General features: G+C 40.0%; 18 protein-coding genes. 14 read left to right on the top strand and 4 right to left on the bottom strand.

Annotated features, from left to right (window positions below):
* The first annotated feature begins 133 nt into the window (after positions 1-133).
* Both AMD27_RS12270 and AMD27_RS19400 read left to right on the top strand, forming a co-directional pair.
* Positions 134-1,888 carry a mechanosensitive ion channel gene (locus AMD27_RS12270; protein WP_067660994.1) on the top strand — a complete coding sequence of 585 codons (1,755 nt, stop codon included), beginning with the start codon at positions 134-136 and terminating at the stop codon, positions 1,886-1,888.
* 189 nt (positions 1,889-2,077) lie between these two features.
* Positions 2,078-2,200, top strand: a complete 123-nt coding sequence (locus AMD27_RS19400) for a hypothetical protein (protein WP_416202819.1) — start codon at positions 2,078-2,080, stop codon at positions 2,198-2,200.
* Positions 2,201-2,597: 397 nt separating this feature from the next.
* Here AMD27_RS19400 and AMD27_RS12260 read toward each other — a convergent pair whose 3' ends face one another.
* Positions 2,598-3,797: an NAD(P)/FAD-dependent oxidoreductase gene (locus tag AMD27_RS12260; RefSeq protein WP_067660990.1), complete on the bottom strand. Its 1,200-nt coding sequence runs from the start codon at positions 3,795-3,797 to the stop codon at positions 2,598-2,600.
* A gap of 84 nt (positions 3,798-3,881) precedes the next feature.
* Complete coding sequence (locus AMD27_RS12255; RefSeq protein ID WP_067660988.1) at positions 3,882-4,757, bottom strand: 1-aminocyclopropane-1-carboxylate deaminase/D-cysteine desulfhydrase; 876 nt, start codon at positions 4,755-4,757, stop codon at positions 3,882-3,884.
* Between the two features lie 82 nt (positions 4,758-4,839).
* On the opposite strand from AMD27_RS12255, the gene AMD27_RS12250 reads away from it, so the two are divergent.
* Together AMD27_RS12250 and AMD27_RS18475 are read left to right on the top strand one after the other, a co-directional pair.
* The gene (locus tag AMD27_RS12250; protein WP_067660986.1) at positions 4,840-5,568 is read left to right on the top strand and encodes a D-Ala-D-Ala carboxypeptidase family metallohydrolase; all 729 of its coding nucleotides are present in this window, start codon (positions 4,840-4,842) and stop codon (positions 5,566-5,568) included.
* 82 nt (positions 5,569-5,650) lie between these two features.
* A complete protein-coding gene (locus tag AMD27_RS18475) occupies positions 5,651-5,860 on the top strand; it encodes an NF038215 family lipoprotein (RefSeq protein ID WP_067660984.1) in 210 nt (69 codons plus the stop codon).
* 270 nt (positions 5,861-6,130) lie between these two features.
* Here the strand turns inward: AMD27_RS18475 and AMD27_RS12240 are convergent, their stop codons facing one another.
* The gene (locus AMD27_RS12240; RefSeq protein ID WP_067660981.1) at positions 6,131-6,586 is read right to left on the bottom strand and encodes a DIP1984 family protein; all 456 of its coding nucleotides are present in this window, start codon (positions 6,584-6,586) and stop codon (positions 6,131-6,133) included.
* Between the two features lie 190 nt (positions 6,587-6,776).
* Between AMD27_RS12240 and AMD27_RS12235 the strand changes: the two genes are divergently transcribed.
* The 6 genes from AMD27_RS12235 (at position 6,777) to AMD27_RS12210 (ending at position 11,734) form a co-directional block, all read left to right on the top strand.
* Positions 6,777-7,400: a LysE family translocator gene (locus AMD27_RS12235; RefSeq protein ID WP_067660978.1), complete on the top strand. Its 624-nt coding sequence runs from the start codon at positions 6,777-6,779 to the stop codon at positions 7,398-7,400.
* 314 nt (positions 7,401-7,714) lie between these two features.
* A complete protein-coding gene (locus AMD27_RS12230) occupies positions 7,715-8,809 on the top strand; it encodes a DUF6670 family protein (RefSeq protein ID WP_067660974.1) in 1,095 nt (364 codons plus the stop codon).
* Positions 8,810-8,913: 104 nt separating this feature from the next.
* Entirely contained in the window at positions 8,914-9,585 is a 672-nt protein-coding gene (locus AMD27_RS12225; protein ID WP_067660972.1) for a CsgG/HfaB family protein, read from the top strand.
* 12 nt (positions 9,586-9,597) lie between these two features.
* On the top strand, positions 9,598-9,975 hold the full coding sequence (locus AMD27_RS12220; RefSeq protein WP_067660969.1) for a DUF4810 domain-containing protein: 378 nt from the start codon (positions 9,598-9,600) through the stop codon (positions 9,973-9,975).
* Positions 9,972-10,652, top strand: coding sequence for a DUF799 domain-containing protein (locus AMD27_RS12215; protein WP_067660966.1), 681 nt, complete (start codon positions 9,972-9,974; stop codon positions 10,650-10,652). The genes AMD27_RS12220 and AMD27_RS12215 overlap by 4 nt, the downstream gene beginning before the upstream one ends.
* A gap of 134 nt (positions 10,653-10,786) precedes the next feature.
* Complete coding sequence (locus AMD27_RS12210; protein WP_067656902.1) at positions 10,787-11,734, top strand: IS30 family transposase; 948 nt, start codon at positions 10,787-10,789, stop codon at positions 11,732-11,734.
* 17 nt (positions 11,735-11,751) lie between these two features.
* Here AMD27_RS12210 and metG read toward each other — a convergent pair whose 3' ends face one another.
* Positions 11,752-13,809 carry a methionine--tRNA ligase gene (gene metG, locus AMD27_RS12205; protein ID WP_067660965.1) on the bottom strand — a complete coding sequence of 686 codons (2,058 nt, stop codon included), beginning with the start codon at positions 13,807-13,809 and terminating at the stop codon, positions 11,752-11,754.
* A gap of 170 nt (positions 13,810-13,979) precedes the next feature.
* On the opposite strand from metG, the gene AMD27_RS12200 reads away from it, so the two are divergent.
* From AMD27_RS12200 to AMD27_RS18770, 4 genes are all read left to right on the top strand, one after another.
* The gene (locus tag AMD27_RS12200) at positions 13,980-14,810 is read left to right on the top strand and encodes a hypothetical protein (protein WP_067660964.1); all 831 of its coding nucleotides are present in this window, start codon (positions 13,980-13,982) and stop codon (positions 14,808-14,810) included.
* A gap of 219 nt (positions 14,811-15,029) precedes the next feature.
* Positions 15,030-15,527, top strand: a complete 498-nt coding sequence (locus AMD27_RS12190; RefSeq protein ID WP_067660960.1) for a hypothetical protein — start codon at positions 15,030-15,032, stop codon at positions 15,525-15,527.
* A 487-nt stretch (positions 15,528-16,014) separates the two neighbouring features.
* A complete protein-coding gene (apbC, locus tag AMD27_RS12185; protein WP_067660957.1) occupies positions 16,015-17,307 on the top strand; it encodes an iron-sulfur cluster carrier protein ApbC in 1,293 nt (430 codons plus the stop codon).
* Between the two features lie 227 nt (positions 17,308-17,534).
* Positions 17,535-17,705: a hypothetical protein gene (locus AMD27_RS18770; protein ID WP_171254806.1), complete on the top strand. Its 171-nt coding sequence runs from the start codon at positions 17,535-17,537 to the stop codon at positions 17,703-17,705.
* The last annotated feature ends 94 nt before the right edge of the window (positions 17,706-17,799 follow it).

The following is a 17,799-nucleotide window of genomic DNA, read 5'->3' as shown; positions in this document are numbered from 1 at the left end:
GAAATTATACTAAAACTATGGTGTATAAATACATCAAAAACGAGTTCAGTCATAACAATACCAAGATCACACCATCAGTACAGTACCAAGGCAATTCTAACGAATCAAATATCATAAGAAGAGGGTTGAGAATATGAATGACTTTATCAATGACCATCCATCTCGTGGAGGTTTTGATGCCATGTATTATTGGGAGCAATTCCATCCTATTTTAGCCGCTGTGGCTATTTTAATTGTCGGTTGGATCCTTGCTTTAATTATTGCAGCAGGCGTTAAAAAAGTATTGGCTAAACTCAATACAAACAATAAATTATCTAATGCAACAGGTCATCGCTCAAATATTGAAAATATCCTGTCCCGAGTGGTTTTTTGGGTGGTGATGATCATTGCTGTGATTGGCGCACTCAACATACTCAATTTGACCAGTATCAGTGGTCCATTTAGTAACATGATCCAACAGTTCTTGTTGTTTATTCCACAACTATTGGCTGCACTTGCTGTGGCTTTTATTGGTTGGATCGTGGCCAATTTGGTCAAAGTCGGTCTAACCAAACTACTCAGCCGTACACAGTTGGATGAAAAACTGAGCCAAGATGTCGGTGTCAGTGCGGTAAGTCAAAATATAAGCGAAATAGTCTATTGGTTGATTCTACTTTTATTCTTACCGATAGTACTGTCGATTTTAGGACTCAATGGTCTGTTGTATCCTGTACAGAATATGGTGAATGAAGCAGTGGGGTATTTACCGAATATCTTCATGGCGGGCATCATTATTTTCGTCGGTTATATTTTGGCGAAAATTGTACGCGGCATTGTAGAGGGTTTGTTGGGTAGTTTAAATGTACAACAGCAAGCTGAAAAAATTGGTCTGTTCAAAAGCTCAAATTTGCCCAAAGTCTTGGGTTCTTTTGTCTTTGCCATTGTCATTATTACGTCATTGATTATCGCATTTGAAGCTTTGGGTGTAGACGCGATTTCTCAACCCGCAACTGCCATGCTGTATGAAATTATGAATGCGATTCCGCATATTATTGCGGCGGGTTTAATCTTAGTTTTATCTTATGTCGTGGCACGTTTTGTGGCCAATTTAGTGGTAGAAGTGGTTTCGGGTACAGGCGTGGATGAGATTCCTGCCAAATTAGATCTACAACGTTTCTTGGGTACAACAAAAGTATCCTGCATTGTCGGTTATCTGATTGTATTCTTTACCATGCTGTTTGCTGTATCTGAAGCTGCAAATCGTTTAGGTTTCCAACAAATCAGTGAACTGATTGCAATGTTCATCTATTTCGGTGCCAATATTTTGCTGGGCGCTGTGATTTTAGTGATCGGTTTTTGGTTGGCAAATATTGTGGCGAATGTGGTTCAGCGTGGTGAAAACAACAGTTCGCGTTGGTTAGGTAACTTGGTTCGTGTCTTGATTATGGGCCTAGTGGTTGCGATGGGTTTACGTGCCATGGGCATCGCAGATTCAATCGTCAACTTGGCTTTCGGTCTCACCTTAGGTGCAGTCGCGATTGCATTCGCTTTGGCATTTGGTCTCGGTGGTCGTCAGCCAGCAGAGCGTTTACTCAGTGATTTGATTGATAAAGCTAAAAAAGAAGCAGACCAGCCAAATCCACTGGCGCAACAAGTAACGAAAACTGCTACAACGGCGTCAAATCCAGCAGCGACTTCGACAACAGCTTCAACCGCAGCACCTGCGGCTGCACCGATTCAGGAGCAGATGGACGCTGTGCCAGTCTCAGAAGAATATTCTCACACAGATGTTCCTCCGACTCAGTTGGATATAGATCCTGAGCATAAACCTTTAAACAATCCGTTTGGATCGACGGGTGAGACAGAGCCTGAAATTGACTCACATTCACCGAAGGATGACCCAAAATAACTTGAATCTTTAACCCAGAATCATCCACTATACGGTGGATGATTCTTTTTCAACTGGAGCATAAAAATGAATAAACCATCCAACTCATCATCAAATACTCAATCAAACGCTCAATCAAATAATGTATTTCACGAGACATCTCAAAATCAGGTCAGGAAAACACCAAATAAATTTTTAGCCCCTGTAGTCATTGCTGGGGTAACCATTGGCTTCTTGGCCAGTGCCTACAAATTCGTTTTTACAAAGCCTAAGCCTGTTAAAAGCTTGCAGGACAAACCACGCATAGATCAAAAAACAACTGCAAACCATTAAGATGGATTGCATATATCCCTATCTCCTGAGGCATTTTCTAAGCTATACCTTTTTATAAGTTGTATCTTTTTCGAGTAGATAAATGGGTTTAAAAGGGATTTTAATCAAATTTTGAAAGAAAAATGCAACACTGCAAACTTTAATAATATCTAAATCTAAGATGAAAAGAGCGTGTTGATTAGGTATACAGTTTTAAGGACATTAAGAGCAACACTAAAATCAGTTCAATTGAAGTCACTGAATGACTTAATTAAAACTACGTGTGTGCAGCTTATGCGAATCAACGTGACGACAATAAACAGTACGAAACATATCGCTTTATTTCGTACTGATTATTGAGACTAAGCTTCATTGAGATATAACACGACGCTTTCTTAAAACGTTTTAGATTATCGTCTTAAACATATTGCGATGCGGCATGCGCAGATGACCATGCCCATTGGAAGTTAAAGCCGCCTAAATGCCCAGAGACATCAAGCACTTCACCGACAAAGTACAGACCTTTTTGCTTTTTACTTTCCATGGTTTTAGAAGAGACTTCAGTGGTATCTACACCACCCAAGGTCACTTCCGCGGTGCGATAGCCTTCAGTGCCTGAAGGTTTCACTTCAAAAGCCTGTAAACGTGCGGCAATCTGTTCTAGTTTTTCATCGCTGATATTACCGAGTGAAATTTCTGCGCTCTCTAACCAAATCAGGTTTTGTAGCTCTAGCACCACACTTTTCGGCAAATGCTCAACCATTAAAGTCCGCAATAAAATTTTCGGTTGACTGGCTTTTTTAGATTTAAAAATTTCCAATACATCGACATAAGGCAGGAAGTTAATTTTAAAGCTCTGTCCTGCTTGCCAGTAGTTCGACAATTGTAGTGAGCTTGGGCCACTCAAACCACGATGAGTAAACAGCAGTGCTTCTGTAAAACTATTGAGTTCATTTGACAGCGTTGCATCCACAGCATTGCCACTTAAGCGCGTAGTGACTTCTTTAAAACCATCCGAGAAGGTAAAGGGCACTAGTCCTGCACGTGTCGCATACAGATGATGGCCAAACTTTTTTGCAATCTCATAGCCTATGCCTGAACCGCCGAGTGTGGGAATAGACAAGCCACCTGTCGCTACCACCACAGATTCACATTCAAAGTAACCGATCGACGTGGCTACTTGAAAACCTTGATCAGCAACCGCATTAACTGCTTTAACTTCAGCGCCCGTTTTGATCTCAACCAGACCTGTTTTTTCACACTCTGCCAACAGCATGGCTAAGATTTCTTTAGCGCCGTTTAGGGTAAACAGTTGACCGTGTTTGCGTTCTTCATAGGCAATCCCATGTTCACAGACCAAACCAAGGAAATCCCAGTGGGTATAACGGGTCAGGGCGGAAATCACAAAATGTGGATTATGGGAAATGAAATTTTCATGTTCAACATACAGGTTGGTAAAGTTACATTTACCGCCGCCCGACATGAGGATTTTTTTGCCGACTTTATTGGCTTTTTCTAAAACAACAACTTTACGTCCACGCTGAGCAGCCATATACGCAGTCATTAAACCAGATGCACCAGCACCCAAAACAACAACATCATACTGATTGGAAGACATGACACACTCACGGGTACTAAAAGCCAAGCATTATAGACAATAACATCCGTAAATAGATAACTTTAACTGCTTTTTAAATATCGACTACAGCGAAGCTAAACGTCCTTGTAAACCACCGGTATGCATCACTAAAATTTTGCTGTAAGCAGGAAAATGCTGCTGATCAATTAAATCAAAAAGACCAAAAAAGAGCTTTGCAGTATAAATATGCTCAAGCGGAATGGCATAAGTTTGCTCAAAGCCTTTAATAAATTGAATCAGTTGATGCGTGGTTTTGGCATAACCGCCCTGACAATAATCATCTATCACGCGCCAATTGCTTTTTGGCTTGATCAAAAGCTGCGCAACCTCCTGCTGCAAAAAGTCTCCCTTTAACGCTGAAAAACCCAGCACGTGTTGATGAGGCAGACTTGCTTCAATCATCCCCGCTATGGTTCCGCCTGTACCGACTGCACAGCAAATCACATCAAAGTTTTCCTGATCATACTCGCTTAAAATTTCTTTACAGCCTTGAATCGCAAGCGCATTGGTACCACCTTCTGGAATGACATAATGCTCAGGAAATTCTGTATGTAGTTCAGCTAAATACTCTACCTGTTGCTTTTGTCTATAGACCTCACGGCTCACAAATACCAAACGCATGCCAAACTGCTCTGCGGTACTCAATGTTGCATTTAAAGGCTGGTTTGCCAGTTCCTCACCGCGAATAATACCAACACTCTTAAAACCAAACAGATGAGCTGCATATGCCGTTGCTGCGATATGATTTGAATAGGCACCACCAAAGGTCAGTAAGCGAGTCCTTCCCATGTGCTGTGCTGCCAACAAGTTGTATTTCAATTTAAAAAACTTATTGCCTGAAATCTGCGGATGCACCCGATCTAAGCGTTTGACCGTTATAGTTATATTTTTATATTGGAGGTGTTGATAGGGGATGTGCTGTGCTATCTGGTCAAACATACAATCAAGTAATAAGAAAGAATCTACGAAGTGTATAGAATAGCGTAACAGATTCCAAAATAATTAAGACTTGAAGAGAAACATGACCAAAAATAATAAAAACAAAAGCTGTAAAATCCATCACTATAAAATCAATACTATACTGCTGTTTATGGCCTGCTCAAGTCTCATGGCCTGCCAACCCCAATCGACTACAGAATCATCAAGTGATACAGAAAATACTTCCAAGCAGGCGAGTCAGCCCTCCGACCAAAAATATTTAGAACAATTTGAGCAGTGGAAGAAAACGCAAGATCCAGAGAAATTACAGCAGTATCAGCGTTATTTTTCATCTCATTTGAAGCAAGCACCTACTTTATATGAGCTGACTTTTAACTCGCATCCATTAAACGCTGACTGTGCTCAGTTTCGATTTAGTTTGCCACCGCAAGACTATTGGAAAAATTTGCTGCCGACCTTAGAGTTGATTGAAAAATTACAGCTCAATGGGCTATTTGAACACTACAAAATCGTGTCAGTTTATCGAAGTCGCGAAGCCAATGATTGTGTACATGGCGCAAAAGGCAGTCAGCATTTAAAGAACTACGCAGTAGATTTTCAAACCCTAGATGCGCATAAACAGCCCTATGCAGATAATCAAATGATTGAGCAACAGCTCTGTCACTTTTGGCGTAAAGAAGGCAAGCGTCATGCACTCGGTTTAGGCATTTATGGCAAGCAAAGATTTCATATTGATACTCAAGGCTATCGAACATGGGGGATCGGCTATAAGTCAATTTCATCACCTTGTATCATTCAATCTAAATCATAAGATCACGCATGTTGATTAAATATGGTGAAAAAACAAACAAAGGTGCTATGCTGAAGATGTAAAAGAATAAAGAGGGTGGAATATGCAAAAGCGATCCCGAATACTCATACAAATATTCATGCTGATGTTTGTCGTGTTTATTACAGGCTGTGATGCAAAAGACAGCTTAAATAAACCCAAAACTGAGCTAAGAACCATGATTATTGGTGGAGTGCCAGTCCATGACCATGACTATATATTAGCAGATCCACATCAGGCCCTGAATGCGGTTCAGGTGAATTCAGTACCTTAAACTTTATATGATGATGGTTTAGCTGCCTTTAATTATTTGTGCACTAAGACGAGAAAAATAGGGTGGGCATATTGTCAGTACGTGGTCGTGAAAAGTACCTTGTAAAAGATAACAGATGCAGTGTGCGACGTCAGCGTTGTAAGCTTTTGAAGTAGACGTTTTACTTCTGCAATCGTTTGTTGAATTAAAGCCTTACAAACGAATAAAAGGCTGTGTACTCGCCCAATATGCCCGAACTGGTTACAGAGATAAGCTCTGAATTTGAGTGATCTATACTAATTCAACTTGCCAATTGGAGGCTTGAATTTCCAAGTTGTTTTTTCGGAGTTGCTGACTGATGGCATCGGCTTGCTTTTGTAAGTCCGCAACCGAAATGGTTTTCACCCAACGGATTTCACTGGAGCTATAACGACCATTTTCACGTCGAGAGCTATCAATCGCTTGCTGTAATACACGATGTTGCTGGGTGAGCAAATCTCGTTGATTCAGTACCGTCAGTAAATCATTTCCTTCAATCGATTTTGCCTGTGTATTTGTGAAATGAATCCGCTGAATCAGTTGATGCAATTGTTGATTGACTGCGAATGCTTCTTGAATCAATGCATTGGCATCTTCACTGGGTTGGTCACCCTCTTGAATTAACACATTGTTATTAATACGTTGTTGTAAGGATGCCAATTTGGTTTGAAGGTCACTACGGAGCAATAAAGCTTCGGCTAATTTCATCTTTGTTCTAATCTCAAAGTTCTAATCTAAAAATGCTGTAATTCATTGATCATGCATTGAATGAATAGGCGATTCAATCAATTTTTAGTGAAATACTCGGTAAAATTGTAAAAATGAATTGAAATATAGCGAGATATTCAATTTTTAAATCTATAGAATTGCCAGAATCAAATCGGGTTATGGTGTCGCGGTGGAATCATTTTGGATTTTAGGATCAATTGCATTTGCCCTCATGTTAGGTGCGATGAGTCCTGGGCCGACCTCTATTTATGTGGCTAAAAATTCAATTGCGATTTCGCGTAAGCATGGTTTATATACCGCATTTGGTACAGGTACTGGCGCTGCGATATTTGGACTACTTGCAGTACTGGGCTTACAGGCTTTATTGCTGGCTGTGCCTTCAGCGTATTTAGCGTTAAAGATATGCGGTGGTCTATACCTCTTATGGCTTGCCTATAAAATCATTAAACATGCTAAAGAGCCGATTGAAGTGGATCAAGCTGTATCATCGCAAATGTCTTTTCGTCGTGCATTCACCACGGGTTTAATCACGCAATTGGCAAATCCTAAAATTGCGATTGTCTTGGCTAGTATTTTTACTGCCTTGTTACCCAAAGACATTCCGACCTATTATTACTTCGTATTGCCATTGTTATGCTTCTTTATTGATGCTGGATGGTGCTCATTGGTTGCTGTGGCATTGTCTGCAGAAAAACCACGCCGTGTTTATCTCAAGTTTAAAGCGGTATTTGATCGTGGTGCAGGTGTAGTGATGACGGTGCTGGGTTTAAAGCTGATCTTTGGTATGAAATAAGTAATATGAAATGAACGTTATGAAATAAGCGTTACCAAGTCAGTGGCATGGAATACGCCTTATGCAATCATCGCTCTTCAAATTAAAAAAATGAAATAAAACCAGCTCGTTTCAAATGCTTGTGACTGGTTTCTTAGATCAGAAAAAGTGCATCCATTTAAAAATCTGTTCTGATTTAAATGTTCTAACTTAAAAAAATTGTCCTACAAAAACTAGAGTATGACCCCTAATCACATTCTCAAGTCCTGATTGGCTATGAACATCAAATCATCATATAAGTACTGTATAAGTATCTCATTCTCCCTGAGCAATACATGCATTCACTTTTAAGCAGTACACCGTCAAACAGAACTGCACAACAAAAAATAAAATACCGTCTTGGGCAATTGGGTACCAAGTTATTGGGCGCTGTGCCTGCACATCGGCAGGCCTCTCTGTCACGTGATTATAATTTTGATGCGCACGTGTTTCATGCTCAATTTGCCAGTACTCATTATGGAATTATGATTCCTGACTTGCCTGAGCCTTATCGTTATTTGTCCTATGCTTCCGTGATTGGCGATGTTGGCGCCAAGATCACCCAAGTTTCGCCAAAGCTGACGAGTTTAGCGCCTGAAAATACAGCAACTTTGGTGCATGGTACAGCGCTGTCTCAAACAAAAGATGCGTATAAAATTTATGACATTGAGCATCAATTAAAGTTCCAGCAGTCACCATTTCGGATCGATTTTGCTGAAGACTCTGCTTTATATGGGGAAGATGGCAATTATCGCCTTGTCTCTAACTTGGAAGATTTAAAAGTTGATCTGACCTTAACTCCAACTAAAGCGCTGACGTGGTTTGCGCATAGTTCGTTGTATCACCATTTTAGTGTATTGATGCAGTATGAAGGCACGCTGATGCAGCAAGGCAAAACCATTTCAATATCGGGTTTGTGTACGCTTGAGCATTGGAAGGCTTTCGCTGTGTCTATGCTACCCAAAGCATTTGTACCGGCTCAATTTCGCTTGCCTTTAAACTCATTTAGTTATCAGGTGATTAATTTGAATGCTGAAGAGCAGTTGGTTTTAGCATTTATTGGTTTTGCGGGTGAGCCTGCATATACCGCCGTGTCGTATCGTCATGTGGATGGTACGTCGACTCAGTATGAGCAAGCTGACTTTGAAGTGATCGCTTTAAAAGTACAGCCTTTGATGACGCCTGATGGTCATGCCATGGAAGTACCGCAGTCGTTTCGTTGGTTGGTGCATCATGAGGGGGAGATCGTCTTAGATATTCTTGCTGTGGTGGACACGCCGTATTGTTATGGTTTGGCTGCGGGTTATGTTTCTTCGTATCAATGGATTGGTGAGTTTAAAGGGCAGAAGGCTGAGGGTAGAGGGTATTTGGAGTTTATTGATCGGCGTTGATAATATTTGAGCGTTTAAAATTAATTCGAATAATTAATTTATTTTGCTGACGTGGATTGTTATTATTATGTTTAATTATAATGTAATTATGAAACTGAGTGAAAATGAAAAATCAATTACTAGCTGTCTTTTCTACAAGTTTAATATTATCAGCATGTACAACGACTGAGACATCAAGAACTATCCAAGCTCCTCAAGTGACAGCAGCAACCGCGACTGTTAAATATACAGGGGTCAAAACACCGGTATCGATTGGTAAATTCGACAATCGTTCAAGCTATATGCGTGGTATTTTCTCAGACAATGTTGATCGTTTAGGTGGTCAGGCAAAAACGATTCTAGAAACGCATCTTCAACAAACAGGTTATTTTTCGGTTTTAAACCGAGATAACCTATCGGAACTTCAACAAGAATCAGGTTTCAGCAAATCAGCGCAATCGATTAAGGGTGCTCGTTTTGTATTAACAGGTGATGTATCTGAGTTTGGTCGTAAAGAAGTCGGTGATCATCAACTGTTTGGTGTATTGGGTCGTGGAAAAACTCAAATTGCTTACGCTAAAGTCAACTTAAACATTGTTGATGTAAAAACTGCTGAGATTGTACATTCTGTGCAAGGTGCTGGAGAGTATGCGTTAAGCGAGCGTGAAGTATTGGGATTTGGTTCTACCGCTTCTTATGACTCAACGCTAAATGGTAAAGTTTTAGATTTAGCTGTACGTGAAGCAGTTAATAATCTTGTACTTGATTTACAAACTGGTAAATGGTCAAACAAGTAATAGGATTATTCTGTGAAATCTATTTTTCTAATAATTAGTGGACTTATTTCGCTAAGTTTAGTGGGTTGTGCAACTGCTCCAAAGCCTTTGTACAGTTGGGGGGCGTTTCCACAGCAAACTTATTTATCATTAAGTTTACCTGAGAAAGCGATGCCGCAAGATCAAGTGTTAAAACTTGAAAAAGATGTTGAAAAAGCAAAGGCTAAAAACTTGGCGGTTCCGCCGGGACTTTATGCACATTTGGGTCTGCAATACTTAAATATGAATGATGCTCCGCGTGCGATTCAATATTTTGAGCTTGAGCGTCAGGTCTATCCTGAATCGACCGTGTTGATGGATCGTTTATTGCACAAAATGACAGGTCAAACCTCAACAGGAGCGCAAAAATGAAGAATTTAAAAACTTTATTTGCAATGGTTACTGTTGTGGGTTTATTAACAGGTTGTGCTGCGACACCTAAAAATACACGTGACTTAAGTACCTATACTGCAAACATGCCAAAATCTATTTTGGTGATGCCACCTGTGAATGAGTCACCTGATACTCGTGCAACCAATAGTTGCTGGTCGACTGTGATAATGCCTGTTGCAGAAGCAGGTTACTACGTGTTTCCAATTACTGTTGTAGATACCATGTTCAAAGAAAATGGTGTTTATAATGGAGCAGATGCACAAACGGTTAGTCCAAAAAAACTGCAAGAGATTTTTGGTGCTGATGCTGCCTTGTATATAAAAGTGAAAGAATACGGTTCGAAGTATCAAGTTATTCAAACGGTTGCAACGGTTGCTGTCGAAGCGAAGTTAGTTGATTTAAAAACTGGTGAACTACTTTGGGAAGGTACTGAAAAACAAGTGCTTTCCAATGGCAATAACAATGCTGGTCTAGTCGGTATGTTAGTGGGTGCTTTGGTTGACCAAATCTCGAATCATTTAAGTGATAAAGCTTATGTGTTGTCGGGTACAGTCAGTCATTTATTGTATTCACCGCGTTTAAGTCAGCAAAAAGGTTTGCTGTATGGGCCTCGATCTCCAAACTTTGCACAGAATACATTAACTCCTCAGAGATAATAAAAAGCCCCTCACTTGAGGGGCTTTTTATTATCCTTAGATTCTCAAACGAAGTGCAACAGAGATTAATTTTAGGTAGGAAGTAAAATGAGATAGCATTCTGCTTCCAGACCGACCAAAGTCAAAGTTGCATCATGAACTATACTCATCTTACCCAAGAAGAAAGATATCAGATTTATACATTACTACGCGAAGGTTTTTCTACGCGTCATATTGCCCTCAGATTGGCTCGTGCTCCCTCTACAATTTGTAGAGAGATCAAACGTAATCGTAATAGAAATGGCTACTTTGCTAAACATGCTCATAAACTGGCTAAAAGACGCCATATCTCGAATCATAGAACTGTAAGTTCCTCCCTATTGCAACAGATCGAAAGCTATCTTGCTTTGCAATGGAGTCCCGAACAAATCGCTTCTCACGTAGCTATCAGTATGCATTCAATCTATCGATATATTCAGCAAGATAAACTCAAAGGAGGCAGTCTTTATCTTCATTTACGTTTTAGAAATCAACGAAAAAGAAAGTATGGACAACCAGAAACTCGTGGGATGCTCAGTAACCGTAAAAGCATTCACGATAGGCCACACATCATTGAGAAGCGATCACGTTTTGGTGATTTAGAAATAGATACGATTGTGGGCAAAAATCAGCAGCAGTCTTTAGTTTCAATTGTAGATAGGAAAACAGGCTATCTTTGGTTAAAGAAATGTAGCACTCGCAAGAGTCAGGCGGTTTGTGAAGCCACTGTTGACTTGCTGGCTCCAATCAAAGAGAAGTTAAAGACGATTACTGCTGATAATGGCAAGGAATTTAGCCTACATGAACAAATCGCGAATGAACTGGAAATAGAATTCTACTTTGCAGATCCTTACAGTGCATGGCAGAGAGGCACAAATGAGAATACGAATGGTCTGATCAGGCAATACATCAGAAAAGGAAGTGATCTAAATAACTACACGGATGAATATATTTCAGAGATTACTAAGCGTTTGAATCATCGCCCAAGAAAAAGACTCGGATTTAAAAGTCCGAGTCAGGTATTACTCCAAGAACATGGTGTTGCACTTCAAGTGCTAATCTAAGATCTAAAATCTAAATCTTAAGAAACTTTATCACCCGGTTTAGCACCAGATTCAGGTGAAATCACCCAAACGCCGTCACCATTACCCGCAGCTAAAACCATACCGTTAGAGATCCCAAAACGCATCTTACGTGGTGCAAGGTTTGCCACCATCACCACCAATTTACCTTTAAGGTCTTGAGGCTCATAGAACTCACGAATACCGCTAAATACGTTACGTGGTTCAGCTTCACCTACATTTAAAGTGAGTTGTAAAAGTTTATCAGAACCTTCAACCGTTGCAGCCTCAAGAACTTCAGCGACACGCAGGTCGATTTTCATAAAGTCTTCAATCGTGATGATCTCAGCTTCACCGACTTTAGGTTCAGGTTTCTTATCTTTAACTTTCTCTTTTTTCTTTTCCGCTTTTGGTGCTTCAGCAGGCGCAGCTAAAGAGTCTTTAGATGCATCCACCATCGCAGCCATAGCTTTCGGATCAACACGTTGCATGAGTGGTTGGAACAATGCAATTTCATGACCGATTAAGATTTGCTTACGAGATTCAAAGTTAAAGCTGTCTAACTGTAAGAAGTCTTGAACTTGCCCGGCAAGCGTTGGCAATACAGGCGCAAGGTAAATTGCCAATTGACGGAACAAGTTAATCCCAACAGAGCACACGTCATGCACTTGTTGTTCTTCGCCTTCAATTTTTGCTAAAGCCCAAGGCTTTTTCTCATCAATATATTGGTTGGCTTTATCCGCCAAAGACATTATTTCACGAATCGCAGCAGAGAATTCACGTGCTTCATATTGAGCGGCGATCGAGCTACCCGCATCAATAAAGCTTTGTACGAGTTCTGGTTCTGCACAAGTAGCACTTAACTTGTTATCAAACTTAGTGTTGATGAATTTTGCACAACGACTGGCAATGTTCACCACTTTACCCACCAAGTCCGAATTTACTTTCTGAACGAAATCATCAAGATTTAAGTCAGAATCTTCAACTTTGTCAGAAAGTTTAGATGCAAAATAGTAACGTAAATATTCTGGGTTTAAATGCTCTAAATACGTTTCTGCTTTGATGAATGTACCGCGAGACTTCGACATCTTCTGACCATTCACCGTCAAGAAACCATTGACGAATAAACCAGATGGCGTACGGTAGTTGGCACCTTCAAGCATTGCAGGCCAGAACAATGCATGGAAATACACGATGTCTTTCCCAATGAAGTGATAGACCTCGTTCTTCGAGTCTTTTTTCCAGAAATCATCAAAGCTCAGTTCTGGACGTTTGGTTTTAATATAGTTTTCAAAACTCGACATATAGCCTATAGGCGCATCGACCCAAACGTAGAAGTATTTGTTTGGTGCATCTGGAATTTCAAAACCGAAATAAGGCGCATCACGGGAGATGTCCCAATCATTTAAACCAGCTTCAAACCATTCATCTAACTTGTTCGCAATCGACACAGGCAGGCGACCTTCGTCACGGGTCCATTTTTGTAGATATTCACCAAAGTTAGGCAGTTTAAAGAAGTAGTGATCTGAAGATTTCTCTACAGGTGCAGCACCGCTTAAAGTCGATTTAGGATTCAACAATTCGGTGGCATTGTAAGTTGCACCACATACTTCGCATGAGTCGCCGTACTGATCTTCAGCTTTACATTTCGGGCAGGTGCCTTTAATAAAACGATCCGATAAGAACATGCTTTTTTCAGGATCAAATAACTGGGTAACAGGGCGAACTGCAATATTGCCTGCTTCACGGTTTTTGATATAAATCTCTTGTGAGCGATTTTTATTTTCTTCGCTATTGGTCGAGTCATAATGATCAAAATGAACACCAAAACCGTCAAAATCACGAATATGTTCTTTTTGTACATTAGCGATTTGCGCTTCTGGTGAAATACCGTTGGCTTCAGCACGCAGCATAATCGCCGTACCGTGAGCATCATCCGCGCAGACATAAGTCACGTCATGACCCATTGCACGCATGGCACGAACCCAAATATCTGCTTGGATATAACCGAGTAAGTGACCCATATGGATAGGACCATTGGCGTATGGAAGGGCGTTAGTGACTAAGATATTACGCACGGATATAACTCTCTCATTCGTCTTTTATGCAAGGTGAATGATTTTACATGACTTGCATGACAGATGCACAACGGAATAGCTGAATTCTGTTTAAAACTAAATTTTTATATATTCAACACGCATTAACAGCGATAATACTAAGCTAAAATGATGTAGATGAGTAAGCAGCCATGATCAATGACAATTTTGATGATTTTAAAGCAGATAAATTTGAGGAAGATGAATTTGATCGTGAAGTGACCCGTATTCCGCAGCATCAGCATGTTAAGCCACTGGGTAAAATGATCTTGGCGGAAGCCAATGACTATTTAAACAGCTTAAATGCCACCGAGCATGGTTATGTGATCAAAACTTTAAATGCATTTTCTCAGAATGAACCTTATTTTAAAGTGTTGATGGAGGAGCTGGATCAACCGACCGATGCCAAAGTTGCCAATGATGCATTAAATTTTATGCATTTTTGGAAGTTGATTGAGCAAAATGAAGCAGATTTAAACCGCTTTAACCTATTAGATTTGATCAATACAGATTACTTCCAAGCACAACTTTTGACGGCTTTTGATGCCTTAGAAATTGGTGAGCATAAAGCCCAGCGCCGTGTAGTCCTTCAAGAAGCATTTAAACTGTACGAGCACCATTATTTTGCAGGCTGTATTCCACTTTTATACGGTCAGTTAGAAGGTTTGCTGACCGACGTTTTAATTGCGCAAGAGTATTTAAAGCAAAACGACACCAAGTTTGTCGATGTTTATAAAATTGTACCGGGTTTGAAAGGCAATGAAATTAAAAGCTTGTGGCATAAAGCCAAAATTGCCTCTGAGCTGAATCGTTATTTTGCAGAAATTGCGGCTTACAAAATGGACAGTAGCTCAACGGTAACTATGACGCGCCATAATATTTTGCATGGTACAGATGTGAATCATTTCACTCAAGAACGAAGCTTTGTTTTGTTTATTTGGTTGTTCTCTGCGATCAGCTTTATGAGTACCTTAAGAAAGTAATGGTATGACGCAAGTCATAAAATAAGAGAAAAAATGAAGTGAGACCACTAAGTTCACTTCTTTTTTTTTGGAAAATAAAAATTTCGTTTCAGCTTTTATCCATAACGCTACGTTCTGTAGCTCAATTGTGTCTAATTGATAGTTTTGCACTTCATCTTTAAAAATCACTGTACTGTGTACATATTGTTAGACAATATAACTAGCGCTGAGGGCAAAATAATGACAAACGATAAACCATTAAATGACTTAAAGAACGACGTGAAGAACAAAGCATCAGAACTCGGTGACGACATTAAGCATAAAACACAAGAAGCAAAACTCGGTGGTGAAAAAGCGTTGAATGATTTAAAACATTCGGCTAAGGAAGCCAAGCTTGAAGGCGAGAAAAAGCTAGATGAGTTAAAACGAGACACTGAAGCTAAGCACGCGGAAAACAAAGCTGCAACAGAAGACAAAGTCGATCAAGCAAAGACCAAAGTCGATGAGGCAAAGATCAAGGCCGCTGACTTGAAAGACCAAGCACATGAGAAATTTGATCATTTAAAAACTGAAGCCAGTCAAAAATTGGATGAGGCAAAGCTTAAAGCCACTGAGCTTAAACATGATGCTTCGGTGAAACTCGATGAGCTTAAAGTTCAAGCCACAGAAAAATTTGATGATTTGAAGAAGAAGGCAACAGAAACATTAAACAAATTCAAAGGCAATGACAAAGCTTAATGCTTGAGCTGTTAGACTTTATTTTACCATTTAGACTTAAGTTGAATAATAAACAGGCTTAAGTTGAATGATAAAACTCAAAAGGAGTGATTGAAAAATCGCTCCTTTTTCACATTTCATACGGACACTTATTATCCACTTTATTTTTTATTTCATCGCCAGATGAATATCGCTGCGTGTCTTAACTGGCTTTTTGTTGCCCTTTAATGTTGCGCCTTGATCTTAAAACACTGTGGTGGAATAAAAAATTGAATAATATCATTGGCATAGGTCATAACATTGAGCTTTTGATATGCATACGTCCCAATGGTTGATTTCATCGCGCTAGAAGATTGCTGAGTTTTAATTCTGAAAAGACTCAACTAAACCAACCTTTTTGCTCGGATTAATGAATCCATTCGAGATTTAAGCTGCAAGTTGATTTAAACTGTGTCAAAGAGCCGTTAAACGAACGGTTTAAACTGTATGTTGGTTTTGGAGCAAAATTATGTCGTGGCTTTCTTCCCTAAAATCTGTGTTTTCACCTGCTCAAGAAGTGAATGAAGAAGAAGTCCAAAGCATTTTGCAAAGCTATTTATTGCCAAATTCCAACGACGCACTCAAAGATCGAATTACTCAAGTCAACGTTGAAGGTCGTGTATTACAAATTACGATCAACACATCGCCGTCAGAAGCAAACGATTTGCAAAAAATCCATGATGATTTAGCAGATGCTTTAGAGCCCTTTGGTATTCAAGAACTCAACATGCATGTCATACAGCAGAAAACGGGTCAAAAATCAAGCAAAAGTACGACAGGTGGTTGTGGTCATCAGCATGCTGCAGGGGAAAGTTGCGTAACGGAACCTCAAGCGCAAGTAGGATCAGAAAAACCACATTTACCTCCTGTAGTGGATGCATCTGCAACTACCGCACCTACTGCAGTGAAGGTAGAAGAGCCTGATCCAAATAATCCACCTATTCGAAAAGCCGCACCACAGCAGCGAGATGTGCCTAAACATCCTCGGATTAAACATGTGGTTTTGGTGTCTTCGGGTAAAGGTGGTGTAGGTAAATCGACCACTACTGTGAACCTTGCTCTTGCACTTCAAAAACAAGGTTTGAAAGTGGGAGTACTAGATGCAGACATTTATGGTCCAAGTATTCCGACCATGCTCGGCAATGCTGGGCGCACACCCATGATTGAGGCTGAACAGTTTGTCCCAATTGAAGCATATGGTATGGCGGTTCTCTCAATTGGACATTTAACAGGTGATAACAATACCCCTGTTGCATGGCGTGGACCAAAAGCAACGGGCGCACTGATGCAACTGTTCAATCAAACCTTATGGCCTGACCTTGATGTGTTAATGATTGATATGCCGCCGGGCACAGGGGATATTCAGCTGACGTTGGCACAACGTATTCCAGTGACGGGAGCTGTGATTGTAACCACGCCGCAAAACGTTGCATTACTTGATGCTGTTAAGGGTATTGAATTGTTTAATCGTGTGGGCATTCCCGTGATGGGCGTGATTGAAAACATGTCAACGCACATTTGTTCAAACTGCGGTCATGAGGAACAAATCTTTGGTACAGGGGGAGGAGACAAAATCTCTGAACAATATGATATTCCATTACTCGGTCGTCTACCGCTCAATGCACAAATTCGTGAGCATGCCGATGCTGGCAAACCTTCTGTCATTGCAGGTGATGATGCTGCTGAAAGTTATATGGCGATTGCGGAGAAAATTGCAGCACAATTACCGCAAGAGACTAAAGATCAAAATCGTATTTTCTAATGCGGCATACATAAAGACTTCATCGAGAATTGATTCAACGTTGATAACGTAATGGAATCTGCTACTTTTAAGCTCAATTTCGATTGGGCTTTTTTAAACTAAAATTTAAATCCAATTTATCTACTTTCTCTGATGAACGGTTGCAGATTTAATCATTTTAGGATTATTTACTCTAATTTTAATTCCTACAATACAGTACTCCCAGTGATCAATGTTTGAGAAATGATATGCGTATTCAAAAATATTTAGCAGTTGCGTTGTTTGCTTTAACATCAGTTTCTGTTCCAGCGACTGCTGCGATTATCAATCAAGTTGATTTCCCTGAAGCATTTACAGCGAATGATAAAGCTGTGGTGACAGAGCAAGAATCAATGACGGCTGCCGATACGCAAAAATAAGATTCTTAAAAGATCAAAAAAGAGAGCTTAACGTTCTCTTTTTTATATTCAATATATTCAATCATATCGGTTTAATCTGCTTTTAAGGCTCATA

Origin of the sequence: Acinetobacter sp. TGL-Y2 (assembly GCF_001612555.1) — a bacterium.
In the GTDB taxonomy this organism is placed as follows: Bacteria; Pseudomonadota; Gammaproteobacteria; order Pseudomonadales; family Moraxellaceae; genus Acinetobacter.
Note: the sequence above shows the minus strand (reverse complement) of the source record. Positions and strands in the feature narration are given on the sequence as shown.